Origin of the sequence: Aeromonas sp. 604443 (assembly GCF_049170315.1) — a bacterium.
In the GTDB taxonomy this organism is placed as follows: domain Bacteria; phylum Pseudomonadota; class Gammaproteobacteria; order Enterobacterales; family Aeromonadaceae; genus Aeromonas; species Aeromonas veronii_A.
Map to the genome: position 1 here is coordinate 258,570 of NZ_JAAKMI010000005.1, position 18,273 is coordinate 276,842.

Genomic DNA, 18,273 nt, shown 5'->3' on the forward strand with positions numbered 1-18,273 from the left:
TCCTGCTGATTTGTCAGGTTTTTTGTTGAGCTGTCACTCACTTGATCCCCTCCCGCACCAAGGAGACGCCACCCGGACGCGCCTTTATGGCATACTCCCCAGCCAGCCATGCCCGAGGAGATGATTTGATGGCCAAGTACGACAAGATTTCCCCCGAGACCCAGCAGGAGGCGATGAAAATTGCCCGTGCCAACCAGAAGCCGGGGCAGACCAAGGAACAGACCCAGCTTATCGCGCAAGGGATCCAGAAAGGCATCGACGAATACAAGAAACAGATGAAGGCGCGGGCCCGCGAAGCGAGCCGCCAGAAAAAAATGCAGGCCAAAGCCAGGCAGCCACAGGGCGCGCCACAAACCGAAGAACAAGACGATCAGCTGGAGCTGGTTGAAGTAAGCCATCAGCATCCCCTGCCCTGGATTTTGCTAGTGTTGAGCTGGCTGGGATTTGCAGCAGCTTGGTTCTGGTCGCACTAAGACGCGCTAGCAAACCTTTGTCCGGGATCCTCTTCACAGCCCGGGCCCGGGCTGCTGGTGATTACCTGCGAAGAGTGGTTAAATCCCGCGCCTCTTGCACCGGACTCCCTGTTTTTTGACGATCAGTTTTCAGGAAAGATGTTATGAACCCCGCTCCGCTCTATCTGCTGGCCCCTTTTGTTCTGTTCCTTGTGACCATGCTGCTCTATCGCATTTCGCCGCTGCGGGCGGTCGCCGCCGGCGGGGTACGCTGGTTTATCCTCCCCGCCTTCACCCTGTTTATTTTGCTGATCATCATCAATGGAGCCGCCAATCCCGCCCTGCGCGATCCGGCATTCCACTGGTTGATGCCGGGGCTTGGCTTTGCCCTGAGCCTGTTTCCGGCCCTGCCCAAGGCGCTGGTGCCACGGCTCGCCATCAAGGAGGGGGCCTTTGCCGCCCTCGGCCTGATGCTGATGAGCCTGGCCATGGTCTACTGATCGGCTGGCACAACCGTTAGCATGGCTCAAGGGGCGCTCTGTGACGGGCGCCCTTGTACAAACAATGGCCTGCAGGCATCTTGGTGACAGGATAACCAGCAAGGAGGCCAAATGGACAATCCGCCCGATTTCATGGCGCTGTGGGATTATCAGGATCCCGCCGCCAGTGCCCTTCGTTTTCACACCCTTCTTCCCGAAGCGCGCGCCGCCGCCGACCTGCAACTCGAACTGGAGTTGCTGACCCAAATTGCCCGCACCCACTCGCTGCAGCGCCAGTTTGCCGAAGCCCATCAGCTGCTCGACGAGATAGCGCCTCGCCTCACAGATACAACCCCCAGAGCGCGGATCAGAGCCCTGCTGGAGCGAGGCCGCACCTTTAACTCGGCGGGCGACAAAGCCAGTGCCAAACCGCTGTTTGAACAAGCCTGGCAGTGGGGGCTCAAGGAGAAGGAAACCTATCTCGCCATCGACGCTGCTCACATGATCGCCATCGCCGCACCACTGGAAGAGCAGAGCCGCTGGCATCAACTGGCAATGGAGCTGGCGGAACGCAGCTGTGACGAGAAGGTGCGTGGCTGGCTGGCCCCCCTTTACAACAATCAGGGCTGGACCCTGTTCGAATTGGGCCGCTTTGAGGAGGCGAAAATCCAGCAACAGAAGTGCCTGGCCTGGCATCTGCAGCATAACCAGCCGGCCAAGGCGTTTATCGCTCGCTGGAGTCTGGCTCGCCTGACCCGGGCCCAGGGTCAGCACCAGCAGGCACTGACAGAGCTGCACCAGCTCAAGGCCGATATGGCCGAGGCAGGCGAACCTGAGGATGGTTATCTGTTCGAGGAGCTGGGGGAGAATTCCTTGGTGCTGGACGATCCGCTGGCCGCGGAATACTTCTCCCGCGCCTGGTTTCTGTTGTCGCAGGACCGCTGGTTCAGCGCCAACGAGGGGGAGCGACTGGCCCGCCTCAAGCGCCTCGCCAAACTCTGATCCCCAAAATAGCAAGGGCGGCACACTAGCCGCCCTTTCTGCTGGCAAGATGGTTCAGGCCCGATTGGACTCCTCCCACCCCTGCTTTTTACGGTAAATGGTAGAGGGGCTGATCTCGAGCAGGGCCGCCGCTTTGGGAATATTGCCATCACAGCTGGCGATGGCCTGTTCGATCACCTCTTTCTCCACCAGCCAGAGCGGACGAATTGGCCCGTTGGCCACCCCGGTGGTGGCCGGAGCCGATGTCACCGCTGCCGCAATAGCCGCCGGCAGCTGGGGACGAACTCCATTGAGTGGTGGCGGCAGAATATCCGGGCTCACCAACTCCTTGTCGTTGAGTACCACGATATTGCGCACCACGTTCTGCAGCTCGCGTACGTTGCCAGGCCAGGGGTAGTCGAGCAGCACTCGCGCCGCCTCGACATCGAAATCCTTGAAGCGTTTGTTCTCCTCCTTGGCGTAGCTCTGCAACAGGGTACGCGCCAGCAGCAGGATATCCTCACCCCGCTCCCGCAGCGGCGGCAGGGTGAGGGGAATGACGTGGAGCCGATAGTAGAGATCCTCGCGAAAACGGCCCGCTTTCACCTCCACCAGCGGATCCCGGTTGGTGGCGCAGATAAAGCGCACATCCACCGTCTCGAGCTTGCCGCTGCCGACTCGCTGCACTGTGCCGGTCTGGATAAAGCGCAGCAGCTTGCTCTGCAGATCCAGGTCCATCTCGCAGATCTCGTCGAGAAACAGGGTACCGCCATCAGCCAGACTGGCAGCCCCCTTGCGATCCCCCTGGGCACCGGTAAAAGAGCCCTTCACATGACCAAAGATCTCGCTCTCCATCAAATCGTGGGGAATGGCGGCGCAGTTGAGGGCAATAAAGGGCTGTTCGCTGCGGGGACTGCACTGGTGAATCGCCTCGGCACACACCTCTTTGCCGGTGCCGCTCTCGCCAGTGATAAAGACGGTCGCCTTGCTGGGCGCAGCGCTCTCGATGATGCGATAGACCGCCTGCATCGACATGGAGGCGCCGATAAAGCCGAAGAAGGAGCTACGCTCGAAGTTCTCCCGATAGTGGGCAACCAGCGAGCTCAACTGCTGGTGTTTCAAGGCATTGCGAACGGTGGCGCAGAGCCGCTTGCTGTCAAACGGCTTGGTCAGAAAATCGAAGGCACCGAGGCGCATCGCCTCCACCGCCACATCCACCGAACCGTGGGCGGTGATCACCACCACAGAGCAGGGCAACTGCTGTTCGGTGATCATCTGCAGAATATCCATACCGGACATATCCGGCAGCTCCAGATCCAGCAGCACCACGGGGGGAGGACTTGCCAGCAACTGTGCCAACGCTTGCTGACCACAATCGGCCAGCACAACCTCGTACCCCTCCTGGCGCAGGTACTGTTCATAGACCACCGCCAGACTACGGGTATCTTCCACCAGCAGGACACGCGATTTATTTTCAGCCACTGGACTCATCCTTGTATTTGATTCTGCGATCTATTTTGCCTTATTTTCGCGCGCAAACCCAACGCCAAGACAGCTCTGTTATCCCGCGATTGCAGGGAATACACAAGTAAAAACGGCTCCTTAAGGAGCCGTTTTTAACTACAAGAGGGGATTACTTCTTGGCGTCGTCTGCAGTCGGCTTCTCGATAGCCAGCAGCTCAACGTCAAACACCAGCACGGCGTTCGCCGGGATGGAGCCTGCACCGTGCTCGCCATAGGCCAGCTTGGACGGCAGGAAGAACTTGAACTTGGAGCCAACCGGCATCAGCTGCACGCCTTCGGTCCAACCCGGGATAACCTGGTTGAGCGGGAAGGTAGCCGGCTCGCCGCGATCGACGGAGCTGTCGAACTTGGTGCCATCAGTCAGGGTACCGGTGTAGTGAACCTTGACGATATCGGTAGATTTCGGCTTGGCGCCAGTGCCCATCTTCTCGACCACGTATTGCAGGCCGGATTCAGTGCTCTTCACACCCTCTTTCTTGGCGTTGGCAGCCAGGAACTCTTCGCCCTTCTTCAGATTCTCAACGGCATCTTTCTCGGCCTTGGCCTTGGTCAGCTCGTTGATCTTGGCGTCGTAATCCTGCAGTACCTTCTGGATCTCTTCATCAGTCATCTTGGCTTCTTTGCCCAGACCGTCAGTCACCCCTTTCAGGATCACGGCGTTGTCCAGTTTGATGCCCAGTTCCTGCTGACGCTCCAGGGTATTGGCGATGTAACGACCCATGGAGAGGCCAATTGCGTAGCCAGATTGCTCTTCAAAGCTCTTGGCTTCGGCCTTGGTCGCCTCTGCCGGCTTGCTGGCTTCTGCCTTCACTTCGGCGGTATTGGCCGCAGCAGGCTTCTCGTCTTTTTGGCAAGCAGTCAGACCGACGGCAACCGCCGCCGCCAACAGGGACACCTTCAGAAATTTGTTCATCAGTTTCTCCAAACTCCAAATACCGCTCTCGGTTCCATCGTGAAATGAGAGGTTTATCGTGATAAGCGCCTTATACTAACGCCGTGATCGCAGGTAACAAAAGCGTGAGACCGCAAAAATGATAAAAAGTGCCATTTATCTGGTGAGCCTCTGTTTAATGCTCACCGGTTGCGAGCAAAGCTCCCAACCCAACCAGCAAATGACCCTCGCCAGCACGGGTCTGCTGACCGCAGATCTCTCCAGTGATGGCAAGCAAGCCATCGTCTCCAGCATCAGCCAGGGCATCATCGTCTGGGATCTGGAACAGAACCGTCAACGCTGGCGCTGGAAGCAATCCGACTCTACGGATGATCTGGTATTCATTACCCGTTTTTCCGAAGGCAACAGCCATGCCGTCACCGCCACCCCCGATACCTTTGCTACCTGGCGGCTGAACGACGGGCAATCACAAGGCTACTACTCACTTCCTGAATCCAGGCTGAGGGACATCGCGCTCTCTGCCGACGGTCGTTATGTGCTGATCGGGCGGGAAGATGGCAAGGCCGAGTGGCTCGATACCCGAAGCGGTCGTCGCCTGCAGTTTCTGGGACACACCGAACAGGTCAATACGGTGGATCTCTCCGCTAACGGTCGTTACGCCCTGACCGGCGGCAACGACTACAGCGCCTATCTGTGGGACACCCATAGCGGGCAGGTAATTTGGCGCTTCAACCATGGTGGCCGGGTGATCATGGCCAGACTGGAGCCGAGCGGCCGCTACGCCTTCACCGCCGACAGTAGCCGGGCCAGCATCTGGGATCTGAAAACCGGCAAGGAGGTGAGTCAACTGCAATATGATCACCGCTTCGAGGTCTACACCAGCGCCCGCTTTGCCAACGATGGCAAGTGGATCATCACTGGCGCCCCTTCCCGTCAGCTCTCCCTGTGGCAAGTGAGCGATGGTGCCCTGCTGCAGAGCTGGCGCGTCTCGCCGCAACCCAAGGTGAAACCGCCCAGCGCAGTGGTCTACGGCGTCGCTTTGCGCGACAATAGCCATCTTGTCAGTGCCAGCTCCAGTGGTCTGGCCGAAATCTGGACAATCAAGTAAGGACCCGAAGGCCCATGAGTCAGCAACTTAACGATCGCATCGAAACCCTGGAAACCCGTCTCGCCTATGCGGAGTACGCCATAGAGCAGCTCAACGACGAGGTGACCACTCAGGGCCGCGAACTCGATCGACTCAAATACCAGATCCAGCTGCTGATCGATAAACTGCAAAGCGTACAACCCAGCCAGATTGCCAGCATGGCCGAAGAGACCCCTCCGCCGCACTACTGAACCGGCGCTATCTCTGGTCTGGCGACATGGCTTGGCATAGCTGTCAGCCAATAAAAAAACCCGCGTTCACGCGGGTTTTTTATCATCGGTATGGCCGTGATCAGTGGTGATGGCCCTTGCCACCACAACCGCCGCCACCGCAGCAGCCGCCGTGACCATGGTCGTCACCGTGGTCGTGGCCATGATCGTGACCGTGGCCAGCACCGCCACAGCAACCGCTCTGGCCATGCTCCTCATCGTGGTCGTGACCATGACCGCCACAGCAACCGCCGTGATCGTGGTCATGACCGTGATCGTGACCGCAACCACCGGCACCGTGAACATGGCCGTGAGCCAGCTCTTCGGCAGTGGCAGCACGCACATCCTTGATCTCGACCTTGAAGCCCAGAGTCACGCCAGCCAGCGGATGGTTGCCATCCACCTTGACGAACTCTTCGGACACTTCAACCACGGTCACCGGACGGTGGCCATCGTCGGTTTCAGCCACAAAAGTATCCCCTTCGGAGACTTCCATGCCGTCGAACAGCTCGCCCGGTACTTCTTGTACCAGTGTCTCGTCATATTCGCCGTAGGCCTGGCTCGGTGCCAGAGTCACTTCGAAGGCTTCACCTACCGCGCGACCTTCCAGCTCGGCTTCCAGGCCAGAGACCAGGTAACGGGTGCCGTGCAGATAGACCAGCGGCTCTTTGCCGACAGTGCTGTCGATGACTTCACCGTGCTCGTCGGTGACTGTGTATTCCAGCGTAACCACGCTCAGAGGAGCTACTTTCATGTCAGGATCCTGCGGATAGAAAAAAACGGGCTCAGAATACCCTAAAAAGCGGGCCGCGCATATGCCGTGCGGCGCCACGGAGTGACGAAAAAAACGGCAACAGCGTCAGCGAGGAGACCCGCACTCCACCCGCCGTTGCCACATCAGGGGCGAAACACCCCGATCACCTCTTCCGCCTCGCGAGTCTGCTTGTCGACCTCGGCAGGCGTTTGTACCTGGGTATCGCCACAGGCGACGCAGGTCACCTTCTCGACTCCATGCTCCAGATACAGCATCATGTTGTCCAACTTGCCGCACGCCGGGCAAACCGCACCGGCAATGAAGCGTTTTTTACGCCTGGTTTCCATATTTGTTACCTCCAGGCAGCATCATATCAGGGTTTTTACATGCATCACGCAATCGAATACCACCATTTTTCCTGTGAGGGATTGCACGCCGGCAACCGCAAACGAACTCCGGTCGGGCAGCTGTTGCGGATCACCCGGGGCGCCGCGCTGCTGAGACTGGGCCAACATGAGCTGTTGCTTCCGGCAGGCTGCAGCTTCTGGCTCTGCGCCGATGCACTTGCGGCCTTCAGCCCCCTCAGCGGTTGCGAGTACGATCAGCTGAATGTCTCTTTGCGCGTGGCTCAGCCGCAGCAGGCAGGCTGGCTGCAGACCACCCCGCTGCTCGATGCCCTGCTCGACTCGCTGGCACGGTGGCAACGTCCAAAAGAGTGGCAAGGGGCCTACGGTCAGCGACTGCAGGTGATCCTGGATGAGCTGCAACAGTGTGCCATCAGCCAGCAGGGTCACGGTGAGCTGCAAGCCTGCTGGCAAGCGCTGGCCAATGGCCAACCGGAGTCTCTGCAACAGTGGGCACAACAAGCCGATGCGCCGGTGGAAGGGAGTGAATTGCAACAACAGTGGCAACTGCTGCAGGCGCTCAGATTGCTCAAGGGCGGCAGCAAACCCGCGCAGGTGGCCAGCAAGCTGGGTTATGCCGATGAGGCCGCATTGCAAGCGGCCTGCCAGCAGTGGGGCGTTGGCGAGGATGGCGATCAATAACCGGACACAGGTATGAATGCGCCAACTAAATTGGCTGAACGAGTCCAGTTTTTTGCCAGATGGTCGTTAACAAGGAAGGGCCATCCCCCCCGTAATCCTTTATGCTAAAGGCCTGAAGTGACTGCCAACCTTTCGACCAACAGGACATCTGCCATGACGAGCAAAGCCAATCAATCCCAGGGCATGTTGCTGTTTCACCTTTCAGCCCAGCAATCCTTTGCCATAGGCACCCTCAAGGTAAAGGAGATAGTCCCTTACACCCAGCTGACCGCCATGCCGCACTCGCATCCGACCGTGCTGGGGGCCGCCAATATGCGCGGCGCCACCATTCCGGTGATCGACATGGCGATGGCGGTGGGTTATCGCCCCATCAGCAAGGAGGAGATGCCCCACTGCTTTATCATCATCACCGATTGCCGCCGCACCCTGGTGGGCTTTCTGGTGCGAGGCATCGACAAGATCACCGAGTGCAACTGGCGCGATATCGAGTCACCTCCCGCCGCCCTCGGCCACAATGTGTTTGTGACTGGTGTCACCCGGGTCAATGACCAGCTGATCCAGCTGCTGGATGTGGAGCTGATCCTCTCCCGGGTCTATCCGGACGATCCGAGCCACCTCTATCCGGTGCTGACCGATGTGCAGCGGGAGCGGATCAAGCCGATGCGGATCCTGCTGGTTGATGACTCCTCGGTCGCCCGTCGCCAGCTGATGGCAGCCCTCGATTACATCAATATCCCTTATGAGGTCTGTACCAATGGCAAGGACGCACTGACCCTGATGCAACAACGTGCCAGCCAGCAGACCCCCATCGATATTCTGGTGAGCGATATCGAGATGCCTGGGCTCGATGGCTACGAGCTGGCCTTCGAGGTACAGAGCGACAGCAAACTGGCGGGGGCCTACATCATCCTGCACACCTCCCTCTCCAGCGAGATCAGTGTGGAGCGGGCCCATCAGGTGGGCGCCCATGAGGCGCTGACCAAGTTCGAGGCCAACGAGCTGATCCAGGCCATGTTGCGCGGTGCCGAACATCACGATCGCCTGCTGAAATAAGCCAATGACTGGCGGGAGCTGAACACCTCTCGCCCCTCTATCTTCGACCCAGACCGACGACGCCATGCTGACCGAAAGCCACTTCCACGCCCCCTGGTGGGCCCGCAATCCTCATCTGCAGACCATATTGCCCAAATGGCTGCGCCGGACTCCGGCCCGATTTGTGGCCGAGCGCTTCGAACTGACTGACGGGGATTTTGTCGATCTCGCCTGGAGCGGCGAGATCACGACAGATTCGCGACCACTGGTGGTGGTCTTTCACGGGCTGGAGGGGAGCATTCACTCCCACTATGCCAAGGGATTATTCACCCATCTGCAGCAAGAGGGCAGAGAGGCCGTGCTGATGCACTTTCGTGGCTGCAGCGGCGAGCCCAATCGCCACCTGCATGCCTATCACTCCGGCACCATCGGTGATGCGCAGGAGCTGATTGCCGAGCTGAGCCAACGCTTCCCGGGCAAACCGCTGATCGCCATCGGCTTTTCACTGGGTGGCAATATGCTGGTCAACTTGCTGGCACGGGCCTGTCCTGCGGCATTGAAAGCGGCAGTGGTAGTCTCGGCCCCGCTGCAACTGGCCAGCTGTGCCGAACGGGTCAATCAGGGTTTCTCAAAGGTCTATCAGAACTATCTGCTGCGTACCATGCGCCGCAATTTGCTCAGCAAGATCAGCCAACAGCAGAAAGCGAGTGAACGCTGGCAGCCCCGGCAAGTGGAGCAGATTGCCACCCTGCGCGATTTTGACGAACTGGTCACCGCTCCGCTGCACGGCTTTCACAGTGCCAGCCACTACTACCAGAGCTGCTCGGGACTACCGCTGCTGGCTCAAATCCCCATCCCGACCCTTATCCTGCACGCCGCCGACGATCCCTTTATGTCACACGCGGTCATTCCCCGGCCGGATCAACTCTCGCCCACGGTGCGCTATGAGCTGAGCCAGCGCGGCGGCCATGTCGGTTTTCTGCACGGCACCCCCTGGCGGCCACGGTTTTGGTTGGATGAGCGGATCAGTCACTGGATTGCCGAACAGACTCAGGGTGCGGTGCAGAACTGATTGCGACCCCCAGCCTTGGCCATGTAGAGGGCCTGGTCGGCCCGCGCCAGTAGCTGCTCACCACTCTCCCCGCCTTCCAGTGTCGCGATCCCCTGACTGATGGTCACCCGACTGGCAACATCGGATGCCAGATGCTCAAGCTGCAATTCGGCCAGCCCATCCTGCAGCCGCCGCGCTACCGCAGCGGCGCTCTGACTGTCGGCATCGGGCAGTAGCAACACAAACTCCTCGCCGCCATAACGGGCGGCCAGATCCGCCTCACTGCGCACCGAACGCATCATCAACTGCGCCACCTCCCGCAGGCAGACATCCCCCGCCTGATGGCCATAGTGATCGTTAAAGCGTTTGAAGTAGTCCACATCGATGAGGATAAGGGCAAGCGGGGCGCCGCTCGACTGACTATGGGCTTTGCAGCGTTCGAGCTCCTGACTGAAGTGGCGCCGATTGGCAAGACCAGTCAGTGGATCCTGCTTGGCCAGTGCATCGAGGCGCCGCAACAGGGCCAGATTGTCATGCTCACGCATCACGGCCAATTCAAACCAGCGATGCAGCATCCGGCGACCAACCTCCAGCGCCATTATGGTACATACCACCTCAAGTAGATAAAGCTGCGGAAAATCCACCTCCAGCCACCACAAACGCGCAACGCCAAATAGCAACGGTACACTGAGATAGGCATACAACACGCGTCGGTCGGGATAAAACGCGATCAGCGCAGCCAGTAAATTGAGGCGCATGATCCCGTTGGCATAACTTGCCCCTCCTCGCAGCTCAACTTCACCAATGGTGAAGATATGCAGCGTCCAGACGCCCCCCCAGACCAGCATTACGACCAATGCGCACCATAGCCAGACTCGATCCTGCAGATGATTGCAGAGCAGGGCTGCAACCGGCAGCAGCAGCAGCACGACCATGACAAAGCCCAGCTCACTCTGAAAGCGCCATGGCAGAGTACCGTCACTGGCCAGGCCTGCCTGGCTGTAGACCTGGTAGCGTATCGCCAGAAACAGCACAACCAGCCAGTTCAGCAACCAGAACCAGACCATGCCGCGACTGATGGCCTGGCGACGAGCAAGATCCATGTGAGCCGATATCGTTGAGGGGGCCCGGCGTTGCTCTTCAGACAACATGTCTCACACTCCACGAAACGCGTAAAAAGAGGTTGCACTCATTTTATTGCGCACAACAATAGCTGACGGTTATACCCTTTTGCATCGAGATCCCTTCATGATAATCCCCTGGCAAGCGTTGGATGCCGATACCCTGACCAACCTGATCGAACAGTTTGTGCTGCAAGAAGGCACCGAATATGGCGAACATGATGTTTCGCTTGAAGCCAAAGTCGCTATGGTAAGGACTCAATTACAGCAAGGCATCGCCGTGATCGTCTATAGCGAGTTGCATGAATCGGTCAATATTGTGCCACGCGATCGTTTCAACGAGCCGTCTTGACCATCTCGGGTTCACGCCCGTATAACGAAACTCCCAAGGAAGAGAGCATTCTATGTCGGCCAAGCATCCCATTATCGCCGTCACCGGGTCGTCCGGTGCCGGTACCTCTACCTCCACCATCGCCTTTCGATCCATGTTCCACCAATTGGGTTATCAGGCAGCCGTGGTGGAAGGTGACAGTTTTCACCGCTACACCCGCCCCGAGATGGATGTGGCAATCCGCAAGGCGCGTGAACAAGGACGCCACATCAGCTATTTTGGCCCCGAGGCCAATGACTTCGGCTTGCTGGAGAGCTTTTTTCAGGGCTATGGCCAGGATGGCACCGGCCAGTATCGCCGCTATCTGCACAGCTTTGACGAGGCGGTCCCCTTCAACCAGATGCCCGGCACCTTCACCCCCTGGCAGCATCTGCCGAGCGACACTGACCTGCTGTTTTATGAAGGGCTGCACGGTGGTGTGGTCACTGAGGATCACAACGTAGCCCGCCACGTGGACTTTCTCATCGGCGTGGTGCCCATCGTCAACCTGGAGTGGATCCAGAAGCTGATCCGCGATACCTCGGAGCGCGGCCACTCCCGTGAGGCCGTAACCGACTCCATAGTCCGCTCCATGGATGATTACATCAACTTCATCACCCCGCAGTTCTCGCGCACCCATATCAACTTCCAACGGGTGCCGACAGTGGACACCTCCAATCCCTTCAGTGCCAAGGTGATCCCGAGTCTGGACGAGAGTATGCTGGTGATCCGGTTTCGCGGCATAAAACAGGTCGATTTTCCCTATCTGTTGTCGATGATCGACGGCTCATTCATGTCACGAATGAATACCATCGTCGTGCCGGGTGGCAAGATGGGGTTTGCCATGGAGTTGATCCTTAAGCCACTCATCCAGCAACTACTTGAAACCGGCAAGATCACTTAAGCCAAGGAGTTCACAATGCGGTTAGCGTTTATCTCTGTGGTATTGGCCGCCCTGCTTGGCGGCTGCAGCAGCGGGCCGACGGCCCCCACGCTGGAGTCCGGCACCATGCTGGTTCGTCCGATTGGCAACTGGACCTATGGCGCAACCCCGCGCTACGCCCTGGCCGAGCAGTATCAATTCGCCGGTGAGCTGGCGGAAGGGTGGCTGGAGCCGATGCAGCAGGCGGTGAGCCGGGAGCTCAATGGCAAGGGGTGGCAGAGTGCGCCGCTCGACGAGGCGGATCTGTGGGTCGCCATAGGCGTCGCGGGCGGCAAGGATATGAGCGATGGCGAGATTTTCGCCCGCCTCGGCATGACGCCCGGGGTCTATGCCTCGGCCAACCAGCGCAAAGGCTCGCTGGCCATAGTGCTGCTCGATCGCAAAACCCAGAAAGCAGTCTGGAGCAGCATCATCCAGCTGACCAGCGATGTAAGCATTGCTGATAGCCAACGTCAGGCGCTCAGCCAGCAGCTCGCTGCCGAACTGCTTCATAGCGTCCCGACCAATTAACAGTTAATGCTGGCTTATTGAAAAGGGATGGATAGAAAAACGGCTTGCCTCCCGGCAAGCCGTTTTTTGTGGTCTCACAGTTGTCTCACAGTTTTGTCCCAGTCTGGTCTTGGCCAGACTGGGACACGAAGCTGCACGCCTTCAGATATCTGTGGTCACTTATTTGAGCGTACAGGTCAGCAGCGTAACCCCTTTCTGGGTGAGGAGCGCCTGTTTCTCCTGATTCCAGAAGGTGGTCAGGCCGTCAGAATATTTGGCGCCAGACTCTGACTCCACACGCGCCAGTTTGTGGTAAACCCCGGCATAGGGGAACTGCACCATGTCAGCCTGGGCATCATAGGTAATGGCCAGCATCTCTTCGCCACACTGGTATTGGCTGTATTGATACTGGGTAGGTTGCGGGCTGCTGCACGCCGCCAGACCCAGCAGGGGAAGCAGAGCGATCAATTTTTTCATTGCACTTTCCTTATGTGATGGCCTTATGTAATGGCCTTGTGCAGAGGCCTCATGTGACGGCCTTATGCCAGGGTACCAACGAAACAATCGTCAGTTATCAAGCTTCAACAATTTGATAACTATGGGTAATTTGTACCGCTTTTTCCAACATCAGGGAAACAGAACAGTATTTTTCCATCGACAGATCGACCGCTCTGGCCACCTGTTTCTCTGCCAATCCCTTGCCTGTCACCACGAAGTGCAGATTAATCTTCTCGAAAACCCGGGGCACGCTATCAACCCGTTCGCCACTGACCTCGACATGACAAGCGGTCACCGACTGGCGCGCTTTTTCTAGGATGGAGACCACATCAATAGAGCTGCAGCCACCGACCGCCAGCAGGATCATCTCCATCGGGCTGGCCCCCTCACCGGGGTTGGCTCCATCCAGGATCACCTTGTGACCGGATTCACTCTCACCCACAAACTTCATCCCTTCCACCCAGCTGACCTTGGCTTTCATCTCGCACTCTCTCCTGTTAATCGTGATGATGGATCCCTAGCATAACCCAGTCGCTTATCTCTGCCGAACAGGGGGAGTTGGGATGGAAATAGATCAAAATCAACATCTCCGACCTCTATCTTCCCTAGAATGGCCGAAGCAGCGCAGCAGGCATTACCCAAAGGGCTCTTGCAAAAGGGCGCAAAGCCTTGTCAGCACAGACAAAGGCTCTTATCCTACTGCGACTAATACAAGGAATGGCAAGATTGGCAGCTTGCCCGGACGCACAAGTCCATAAAAAGACACTACAGAGGAATTCTCATGGTTATTGGCAAACCGCAAAGCGATCCCACCCTGGAATGGTTCTTGTCGCACTGCCACATTCATAAGTATCCCGCGAAGAGCACCCTGATCCATGCGGGTGAAAAAGCGGAGACCCTCTACTACATCGTCAAGGGCACTGTGGCCGTCTTGATCAAGGACGATGAGGGCAAAGAGATGATCCTCTCCTATCTGAACCAGGGTGACTTCCTGGGCGAGATGGGGATGTTCGAGGAGAACGAGAATCCCGAGCGTTCCGCCTGGGTTCGCGCCAAAGGCTCTTGCGAAGTGGCCGAGATCTCTTACAAGAAGTTCCGCCAGCTGATCCAGGTCAACCCGGACATTCTGATGCGTCTCTCTGGCCAGATGGCCAAGCGCCTGCAGCACACCAGCCAGAAAGTGGGTAACCTCGCCTTCCTGGATGTGACCGGCCGGATCGCCCAGACTCTGCTCAACCTGGCCAAGCAGCCAGATGCCATGACCCACCCGGATGGCATGCAGATCAAGATAACCCGTCAGGAGATCGGCCAGATCGTCGGCTGCTCCCGTGAAACCGTGGGCCGCATCCTCAAGATGCTGGAAGAGCAGGAGCTCATCTCTGCTCACGGCAAGACCATTGTGGTATTTGGCACTCGCTGATGACCCGTCCGCAGGACTGACTGAGGCCTTGGGATAAAAAAGGCTGCTACGGCAGCCTTTTTTGATCCTCTCCCCTATAATCCCGAACGCCCTTCACTGTTCCGGCATTCGTCCAGAGAGTTACTATGCATCTTCAATGTCCCCGCTGCCGCAGTCCGCTCCATCTTCATGAAGCCTCCCAGGGGCGCTATTGCGACAACAAGCATCACTTCGATCCGGCACCAGAAGGTTATCTGGACCTCATCCCCGGCAAGAAAAACCCCAAAGACAGCGACAGCCGCGCCCTGATGCGCGCCAAGCACCATTTCCTGGAAGCCGGCAACCAACTGCCGCTGGTCGAGGCCATGGCCGCCCTGCTCTCTCCCCTTGCCCCGCAAGAGCTGGTTCATCTGGGATGTGGTGAAGGCTACTACTGCCGCGCGCTGGCAGAGCGCCTGCCCGGCTGGCAGTTTGCTGGGGTTGATATCGCCAAGAACACCATTTTTGCCGCCAAAAAAGCGCAGCCGGACGGCCAGTTTGTCATTGCCGATCCCGCTCGCGCGCCGTTGCAACCGGGCTCTGCTCAGGTGCTGCTGGTCAACGATCTCAAGGTCAAGACCGAACAGCTGGTCAGCTGGCTGGCCCCCGGTGGCTATCTGCTCTATCTGCAGCCAGGCCCGCGTCATCAGTGGCAACTGCGGGTCAGCCTCAATCCGGTGAGTATGGAACACCCTTTAAGCTGGCCCTCGCTTGCCGGTCTCCGACTGGTAAGCCAGGAGCGCTGCCAGTTCCCTATCTCTATGGATCAGACCATGCGCGCCTTTATTCTGGAGACAAGCCGTCTCGGCTGGCGCGCCAACGGCGAACAGCGCCATGCCTTTATCCAGCAAGGCCCGGCACAGCTGGAACAGGATTTGCTAATGACACTGTGGCAAAAAGCAAGCTGACCGCCAGACAGGAGCACGGCAAGTGCTCCTGTCCCATTTTCCTCCCGCCACTCTTCTCCCCCTTCGTGATACGCCTCACAACTTGAGTCATCGACCTTATTGGTCAGGCCAGTTTTAATGTCAAAACAGCCAATAGAGAATAATTCATTGAATTTAATCTCTTTTTAACCTGTCAAAAAACGTCATATCCAGTATCAACAGCGCCCTTCAGCACCAAATTAAACGACGACAGATTCAGGCCCAGTCAAGGTTCAAGCGCCTACCGTGTGGCTATCGGACCCTTTCCGATTTCCATAGAACCGACCACAGGTTCGGAAGTGTTTACATCAGAGGAAATAAGGATATGAAAAAGTCTGCACTGACTATGGCCATCTCCAGCTTGCTGCTGGCCAGTGGCGCCCACGCTGCTACCGTTTACAACCAGAACGACACCAAGCTGGATATCGGTGGCCGTGCCCAGGGTGCCTACTACGGCACTGACAACAACAGCGCCGAAGGAGATCAGAGCTACTTCCGTCTGCACGTTGCTGGCGAGACCAAGATCGCTCCCGAGATGAAGGCATTCGGCTTTGCCGAATACAACCTGCCGACCTCCGGTTCTGACAACGATGAACTGCGTTACGCCTATGCCGGCATCCAGCACGATCGCTTCGGTGCCTTCAGTTATGGCCGTCAGGATGGTCTGTTCACCAAGGCCGTAAACAACTATACCGACGTACTGCCCGAATGGGGTGGTGATGGCCTGGGCAAAGATACCGAAGTATTCGGTACCGGCCGTACCAACGGTCTGGCTCAGTACATCTTCAACTACGAAGGTCTGACTCTGGGTGCCCAGTTCACTGGTAACAATACCCCGCAAAATGCTGGCCGCAGCGCCATTGCCGAGTCCTTCAACGGTAACCTCTACAACGGTGAGAGCTGGAACAGCACTGGTTCCAAAGAGGGCTTTGCCTTCTCTGCCAACTATGACTTCGATATGGGTCTGAGCCTGGGCGCTGCATACAACCAGGCTGGCAAAACTGCCGAACAGGCCCGCTACGCAGCCTTTGGCGGCGAGAAAGATGCCAAGCTGATGGGCTTCGGTGCCAAATATGCTGCAGGCGACCTCTATCTGGCGGCAACCTATTCCCACGGTGAGAACCACCTGTTCGTCAACAACGGCTACGCCGAGAAGATGGATGGTTACGAAGCCGTTGCCCAGTACACCATCGGCAAGTTCAAGCCTTCTCTGGCTTACCTGCGCACTGACGTCAAAGATACTGCCCACGGCATTGACGACACCTACACCGAGTACGTATCCATCGGTGCCTGGTACAACTTTACCGAGAACTTCAACGCCTACGTTGACTACAAGCTGAACCTGCTTGACTCTGTTGATGGCAAGTCCACCAACTCTCTGGGCAAGAACACCGACGACGTTGTTGCTGTCGCCCTGCAGTACAACTTCTAAAAGGTTGACTGTCGGTTATACCCTGTGAAACCAATGTCTACTGTTTGAATTTCTTCCGGCCGCTCAGCGGCCGGTTTTTTATTGCGCGTTTTCAGCACCTTGCATATAACTATCGAGCGGATAGCTGTAATTTCAGCCCGTTGGACAAGCAAGGATGCGCAAAGAGGGGAGCAGGGATGACAGAGTTACTCGGAAAACGGTGGGGGCCACTGTGGCCAGTGTTACTGTTGCTGGTGAGCATCGGCTGGAGCGGGAATAGCGCCGCCAGTAGTGAGCGCAACCTCTATCAGCAGCTTGGGCTGGCCGGCAAACTCGACAGACAAACCTTTCAAAAAGCCCTTGTTAGCTATCAAAGCGTACGCAGCAAGCAAAAATCCATCCTGACCATCATTGATTACAGCAAGCCTTCGACTCAGCGCAGGCTGTTCGTCATCGACATGAAACGTCACAAACTGCTTTATCACACCTGGGTAAGCCATGGCCGCAACTCAGGTGAACTAGCCGCAGAGCGCTTTTCCAACCAGCTCAACTCCCGACAAAGCTCCCTCGGCGTCTATCGTACCGCAGAAACCTACTTGGGCAAGCATGGCTACTCCCTGCGGCTGGATGGGCTCAGCCCCGGCAAAAACTGCAATGCCCGCAAACGTGCCATCGTGGTGCATGGCGCCGCCTATGCCAGCCCAAACCATCTGCGCAAATATGACAAACTGGGCCGCAGCTGGGGCTGTCCCGCCCTGCCAAAGGAACAAGCCAGGGCCATCATAGATACCATAAAAGGGGGCAGTGTCATCTACGCCCACGGCTAACGGGCATAACACCATAAAACACAAGGCCAGCAATCGCTGGCCTTGTTTGTCACGCTCTCACACTAAACGGGACGAGTTATTGGCGCACCACCAGGACCGGGCACGGAGCATGACGCACCACGGATTCGGCAACGCTGCCTACCAGCAGATGGCTGATGCCGGAGCGGCCGTGACTCCCCATAACGATCAGTTCAACCTCGTCTTCCTTGGCCTGGATAATGATTTCATCCGCTGCCCTGCCAAAGCGAATATCAAACGTTGCCGGAATAGGCAGGGTGGCAATCAGCTCTTTGAGTTGGGCTCTGGCCTGACGCTCCATTTCGTGAGTGATCTCAACGGCTGTCATATGAAGAATTTTGTAACTGTCAAAGCCGTGCAGTTGGTCTACGACATGGATCAGCTTGAGCTGGGCCTCATGGCTCTGCGCCATGAATACGGCATAGTCGAGTACCGCCCGGGACATTTGGGAAAAATCGACAGGACAAAGCAGAGTTTTGATCGATGGCATAATGCAGTCTCCTCTACTGATTGGGGTACTATTGAATCTTGAGTTCATCATAACCATCAGATTGAAAATAACTCTCGACCCTGTCGCAAAATGAACATCAGGGATTTTTTCTGTACGCCGTCGCCATCAATGCCATGGTATAAAGTAGGGTATCAGTGTTTTTTCCTCTGCCCCA

Annotated in this window: 23 protein-coding genes; 15 read left to right on the plus strand and 8 right to left on the minus strand. The window is 57.4% G+C overall.

Annotated features, from left to right (window positions below; genetic code table 11):
• Positions 1-128 precede the first annotated feature (128 nt).
• From G5380_RS10160 to G5380_RS10170, 3 genes are all read left to right on the plus strand, one after another.
• On the plus strand, positions 129-473 hold the full coding sequence (locus G5380_RS10160; RefSeq protein WP_206877835.1) for a DUF2956 domain-containing protein: 345 nt from the start codon (positions 129-131) through the stop codon (positions 471-473).
• A gap of 143 nt (positions 474-616) precedes the next feature.
• On the plus strand, positions 617-952 hold the full coding sequence (locus G5380_RS10165; RefSeq protein ID WP_107684268.1) for a hypothetical protein: 336 nt from the start codon (positions 617-619) through the stop codon (positions 950-952).
• A gap of 111 nt (positions 953-1,063) precedes the next feature.
• Positions 1,064-1,933 carry a hypothetical protein gene (locus G5380_RS10170; protein ID WP_421266130.1) on the plus strand — a complete coding sequence of 290 codons (870 nt, stop codon included), beginning with the start codon at positions 1,064-1,066 and terminating at the stop codon, positions 1,931-1,933.
• Between the two features lie 54 nt (positions 1,934-1,987).
• On the opposite strand, the gene G5380_RS10175 is transcribed toward G5380_RS10170, so the two are convergent.
• Together G5380_RS10175 and fkpA are read right to left on the minus strand one after the other, a co-directional pair.
• Positions 1,988-3,394 (minus strand): sigma-54-dependent transcriptional regulator, encoded by a 1,407-nt coding sequence (locus tag G5380_RS10175; RefSeq protein WP_005335282.1) that lies wholly within the window; start codon positions 3,392-3,394, stop codon positions 1,988-1,990.
• A 151-nt stretch (positions 3,395-3,545) separates the two neighbouring features.
• The gene (gene fkpA / locus G5380_RS10180; RefSeq protein ID WP_005335283.1) at positions 3,546-4,349 is read right to left on the minus strand and encodes an FKBP-type peptidyl-prolyl cis-trans isomerase; all 804 of its coding nucleotides are present in this window, start codon (positions 4,347-4,349) and stop codon (positions 3,546-3,548) included.
• 118 nt (positions 4,350-4,467) lie between these two features.
• Here fkpA and G5380_RS10185 point away from each other — a divergent pair, with 118 nt between their 5' ends.
• Positions 4,468-5,436, plus strand: a complete 969-nt coding sequence (locus tag G5380_RS10185) for a hypothetical protein (RefSeq protein ID WP_421208845.1) — start codon at positions 4,468-4,470, stop codon at positions 5,434-5,436.
• 14 nt (positions 5,437-5,450) lie between these two features.
• Positions 5,451-5,666: a SlyX family protein gene (locus G5380_RS10190; RefSeq protein ID WP_421205035.1), complete on the plus strand. Its 216-nt coding sequence runs from the start codon at positions 5,451-5,453 to the stop codon at positions 5,664-5,666.
• Positions 5,667-5,766: 100 nt separating this feature from the next.
• On the opposite strand, the gene slyD is transcribed toward G5380_RS10190, so the two are convergent.
• Positions 5,767-6,438, minus strand: a complete 672-nt coding sequence (gene slyD, locus G5380_RS10195; protein WP_421205033.1) for a peptidylprolyl isomerase — start codon at positions 6,436-6,438, stop codon at positions 5,767-5,769.
• Between the two features lie 143 nt (positions 6,439-6,581).
• Positions 6,582-6,785, minus strand: a complete 204-nt coding sequence (locus G5380_RS10200) for a YheV family putative zinc ribbon protein (protein WP_005335287.1) — start codon at positions 6,783-6,785, stop codon at positions 6,582-6,584.
• Positions 6,786-6,824: 39 nt separating this feature from the next.
• On the opposite strand from G5380_RS10200, the gene G5380_RS10205 reads away from it, so the two are divergent.
• The 3 genes from G5380_RS10205 to G5380_RS10215 all read left to right on the plus strand — a co-directional run bounded on the left by G5380_RS10205 (position 6,825) and on the right by G5380_RS10215 (position 9,588).
• A complete protein-coding gene (locus G5380_RS10205) occupies positions 6,825-7,484 on the plus strand; it encodes a hypothetical protein (protein ID WP_421208846.1) in 660 nt (219 codons plus the stop codon).
• Positions 7,485-7,637: 153 nt separating this feature from the next.
• Positions 7,638-8,537, plus strand: a complete 900-nt coding sequence (locus G5380_RS10210; protein ID WP_227342036.1) for a chemotaxis protein — start codon at positions 7,638-7,640, stop codon at positions 8,535-8,537.
• A gap of 64 nt (positions 8,538-8,601) precedes the next feature.
• Complete coding sequence (locus G5380_RS10215; protein WP_266134384.1) at positions 8,602-9,588, plus strand: hydrolase; 987 nt, start codon at positions 8,602-8,604, stop codon at positions 9,586-9,588.
• Here the strand turns inward: G5380_RS10215 and G5380_RS10220 are convergent.
• Positions 9,567-10,670 carry a membrane-associated sensor domain-containing protein gene (locus G5380_RS10220; RefSeq protein ID WP_421208847.1) on the minus strand — a complete coding sequence of 368 codons (1,104 nt, stop codon included), beginning with the start codon at positions 10,668-10,670 and terminating at the stop codon, positions 9,567-9,569. The two genes, G5380_RS10215 and G5380_RS10220, sit on opposite strands and share 22 nt — an antisense overlap.
• Positions 10,671-10,815: 145 nt before the next feature.
• Here G5380_RS10220 and G5380_RS10225 point away from each other — a divergent pair, with 145 nt between their 5' ends.
• The 3 genes from G5380_RS10225 to G5380_RS10235 are packed head-to-tail and all read left to right on the plus strand — an operon-like array spanning position 10,816 to position 12,511.
• Positions 10,816-11,040 carry a YheU family protein gene (locus G5380_RS10225; protein ID WP_216952980.1) on the plus strand — a complete coding sequence of 75 codons (225 nt, stop codon included), beginning with the start codon at positions 10,816-10,818 and terminating at the stop codon, positions 11,038-11,040.
• A gap of 52 nt (positions 11,041-11,092) precedes the next feature.
• A complete protein-coding gene (locus tag G5380_RS10230) occupies positions 11,093-11,962 on the plus strand; it encodes a phosphoribulokinase (RefSeq protein WP_157162054.1) in 870 nt (289 codons plus the stop codon).
• Positions 11,963-11,977: 15 nt separating this feature from the next.
• On the plus strand, positions 11,978-12,511 hold the full coding sequence (locus tag G5380_RS10235; RefSeq protein WP_216952979.1) for a DUF4136 domain-containing protein: 534 nt from the start codon (positions 11,978-11,980) through the stop codon (positions 12,509-12,511).
• A gap of 159 nt (positions 12,512-12,670) precedes the next feature.
• On the opposite strand, the gene G5380_RS10240 is transcribed toward G5380_RS10235, so the two are convergent.
• Together G5380_RS10240 and G5380_RS10245 are read right to left on the minus strand one after the other, a co-directional pair.
• Complete coding sequence (locus tag G5380_RS10240; protein WP_216952978.1) at positions 12,671-12,967, minus strand: MliC family protein; 297 nt, start codon at positions 12,965-12,967, stop codon at positions 12,671-12,673.
• A 97-nt stretch (positions 12,968-13,064) separates the two neighbouring features.
• Entirely contained in the window at positions 13,065-13,469 is a 405-nt protein-coding gene (locus tag G5380_RS10245; RefSeq protein WP_216952977.1) for an OsmC family protein, read from the minus strand.
• Positions 13,470-13,769: 300 nt separating this feature from the next.
• Between G5380_RS10245 and crp the strand changes: the two genes are divergently transcribed.
• The 4 genes from crp to G5380_RS10265 all read left to right on the plus strand — a co-directional run bounded on the left by crp (position 13,770) and on the right by G5380_RS10265 (position 17,590).
• The gene (gene crp, locus G5380_RS10250; RefSeq protein ID WP_005335304.1) at positions 13,770-14,408 is read left to right on the plus strand and encodes a cAMP-activated global transcriptional regulator CRP; all 639 of its coding nucleotides are present in this window, start codon (positions 13,770-13,772) and stop codon (positions 14,406-14,408) included.
• A gap of 125 nt (positions 14,409-14,533) precedes the next feature.
• Positions 14,534-15,334 carry a putative RNA methyltransferase gene (locus G5380_RS10255; protein ID WP_421230649.1) on the plus strand — a complete coding sequence of 267 codons (801 nt, stop codon included), beginning with the start codon at positions 14,534-14,536 and terminating at the stop codon, positions 15,332-15,334.
• Positions 15,335-15,677: 343 nt separating this feature from the next.
• Positions 15,678-16,784: a porin gene (locus tag G5380_RS10260; RefSeq protein ID WP_227342031.1), complete on the plus strand. Its 1,107-nt coding sequence runs from the start codon at positions 15,678-15,680 to the stop codon at positions 16,782-16,784.
• Positions 16,785-16,960: 176 nt separating this feature from the next.
• Positions 16,961-17,590 (plus strand): murein L,D-transpeptidase catalytic domain family protein, encoded by a 630-nt coding sequence (locus G5380_RS10265; protein WP_216952974.1) that lies wholly within the window; start codon positions 16,961-16,963, stop codon positions 17,588-17,590.
• Positions 17,591-17,666: 76 nt separating this feature from the next.
• On the opposite strand, the gene G5380_RS10270 is transcribed toward G5380_RS10265, so the two are convergent.
• Positions 17,667-18,098: a universal stress protein gene (locus G5380_RS10270; RefSeq protein ID WP_216952973.1), complete on the minus strand. Its 432-nt coding sequence runs from the start codon at positions 18,096-18,098 to the stop codon at positions 17,667-17,669.
• Between the last annotated feature and the right edge of the window lie 175 nt (positions 18,099-18,273).

What these genes read in the sequence shown, in the direction of transcription:
- G5380_RS10160 (WP_206877835.1), top strand. Translation starts at nt 129, where the DNA reads ATGGCCAAGTACGACAAGATTTCCCCCGAGACCCAGCAGGAGGCGATG.
- G5380_RS10165 (WP_107684268.1), top strand. Translation starts at nt 617, where the DNA reads ATGAACCCCGCTCCGCTCTATCTGCTGGCCCCTTTTGTTCTGTTCCTT.
- G5380_RS10170 (WP_421266130.1), top strand. Translation starts at nt 1,064, where the DNA reads ATGGACAATCCGCCCGATTTCATGGCGCTGTGGGATTATCAGGATCCC.
- fkpA (WP_005335283.1), bottom strand. Translation starts at nt 4,349, where the DNA reads ATGAACAAATTTCTGAAGGTGTCCCTGTTGGCGGCGGCGGTTGCCGTC.
- G5380_RS10185 (WP_421208845.1), top strand. Translation starts at nt 4,468, where the DNA reads ATGATAAAAAGTGCCATTTATCTGGTGAGCCTCTGTTTAATGCTCACC.
- G5380_RS10190 (WP_421205035.1), top strand. Translation starts at nt 5,451, where the DNA reads ATGAGTCAGCAACTTAACGATCGCATCGAAACCCTGGAAACCCGTCTC.
- slyD (WP_421205033.1), bottom strand. Translation starts at nt 6,438, where the DNA reads ATGAAAGTAGCTCCTCTGAGCGTGGTTACGCTGGAATACACAGTCACC.
- G5380_RS10200 (WP_005335287.1), bottom strand. Translation starts at nt 6,785, where the DNA reads ATGGAAACCAGGCGTAAAAAACGCTTCATTGCCGGTGCGGTTTGCCCG.
- G5380_RS10205 (WP_421208846.1), top strand. Translation starts at nt 6,825, where the DNA reads ATGCATCACGCAATCGAATACCACCATTTTTCCTGTGAGGGATTGCAC.
- G5380_RS10210 (WP_227342036.1), top strand. Translation starts at nt 7,638, where the DNA reads ATGACGAGCAAAGCCAATCAATCCCAGGGCATGTTGCTGTTTCACCTT.
- G5380_RS10215 (WP_266134384.1), top strand. Translation starts at nt 8,602, where the DNA reads ATGCTGACCGAAAGCCACTTCCACGCCCCCTGGTGGGCCCGCAATCCT.
- G5380_RS10220 (WP_421208847.1), bottom strand. Translation starts at nt 10,670, where the DNA reads ATGGATCTTGCTCGTCGCCAGGCCATCAGTCGCGGCATGGTCTGGTTC.
- G5380_RS10225 (WP_216952980.1), top strand. Translation starts at nt 10,816, where the DNA reads ATGATAATCCCCTGGCAAGCGTTGGATGCCGATACCCTGACCAACCTG.
- G5380_RS10230 (WP_157162054.1), top strand. Translation starts at nt 11,093, where the DNA reads ATGTCGGCCAAGCATCCCATTATCGCCGTCACCGGGTCGTCCGGTGCC.
- G5380_RS10235 (WP_216952979.1), top strand. Translation starts at nt 11,978, where the DNA reads ATGCGGTTAGCGTTTATCTCTGTGGTATTGGCCGCCCTGCTTGGCGGC.
- G5380_RS10240 (WP_216952978.1), bottom strand. Translation starts at nt 12,967, where the DNA reads ATGAAAAAATTGATCGCTCTGCTTCCCCTGCTGGGTCTGGCGGCGTGC.
- G5380_RS10245 (WP_216952977.1), bottom strand. Translation starts at nt 13,469, where the DNA reads ATGAAAGCCAAGGTCAGCTGGGTGGAAGGGATGAAGTTTGTGGGTGAG.
- crp (WP_005335304.1), top strand. Translation starts at nt 13,770, where the DNA reads ATGGTTATTGGCAAACCGCAAAGCGATCCCACCCTGGAATGGTTCTTG.
- G5380_RS10255 (WP_421230649.1), top strand. Translation starts at nt 14,534, where the DNA reads ATGCATCTTCAATGTCCCCGCTGCCGCAGTCCGCTCCATCTTCATGAA.
- G5380_RS10260 (WP_227342031.1), top strand. Translation starts at nt 15,678, where the DNA reads ATGAAAAAGTCTGCACTGACTATGGCCATCTCCAGCTTGCTGCTGGCC.
- G5380_RS10265 (WP_216952974.1), top strand. Translation starts at nt 16,961, where the DNA reads ATGACAGAGTTACTCGGAAAACGGTGGGGGCCACTGTGGCCAGTGTTA.
- G5380_RS10270 (WP_216952973.1), bottom strand. Translation starts at nt 18,098, where the DNA reads ATGCCATCGATCAAAACTCTGCTTTGTCCTGTCGATTTTTCCCAAATG.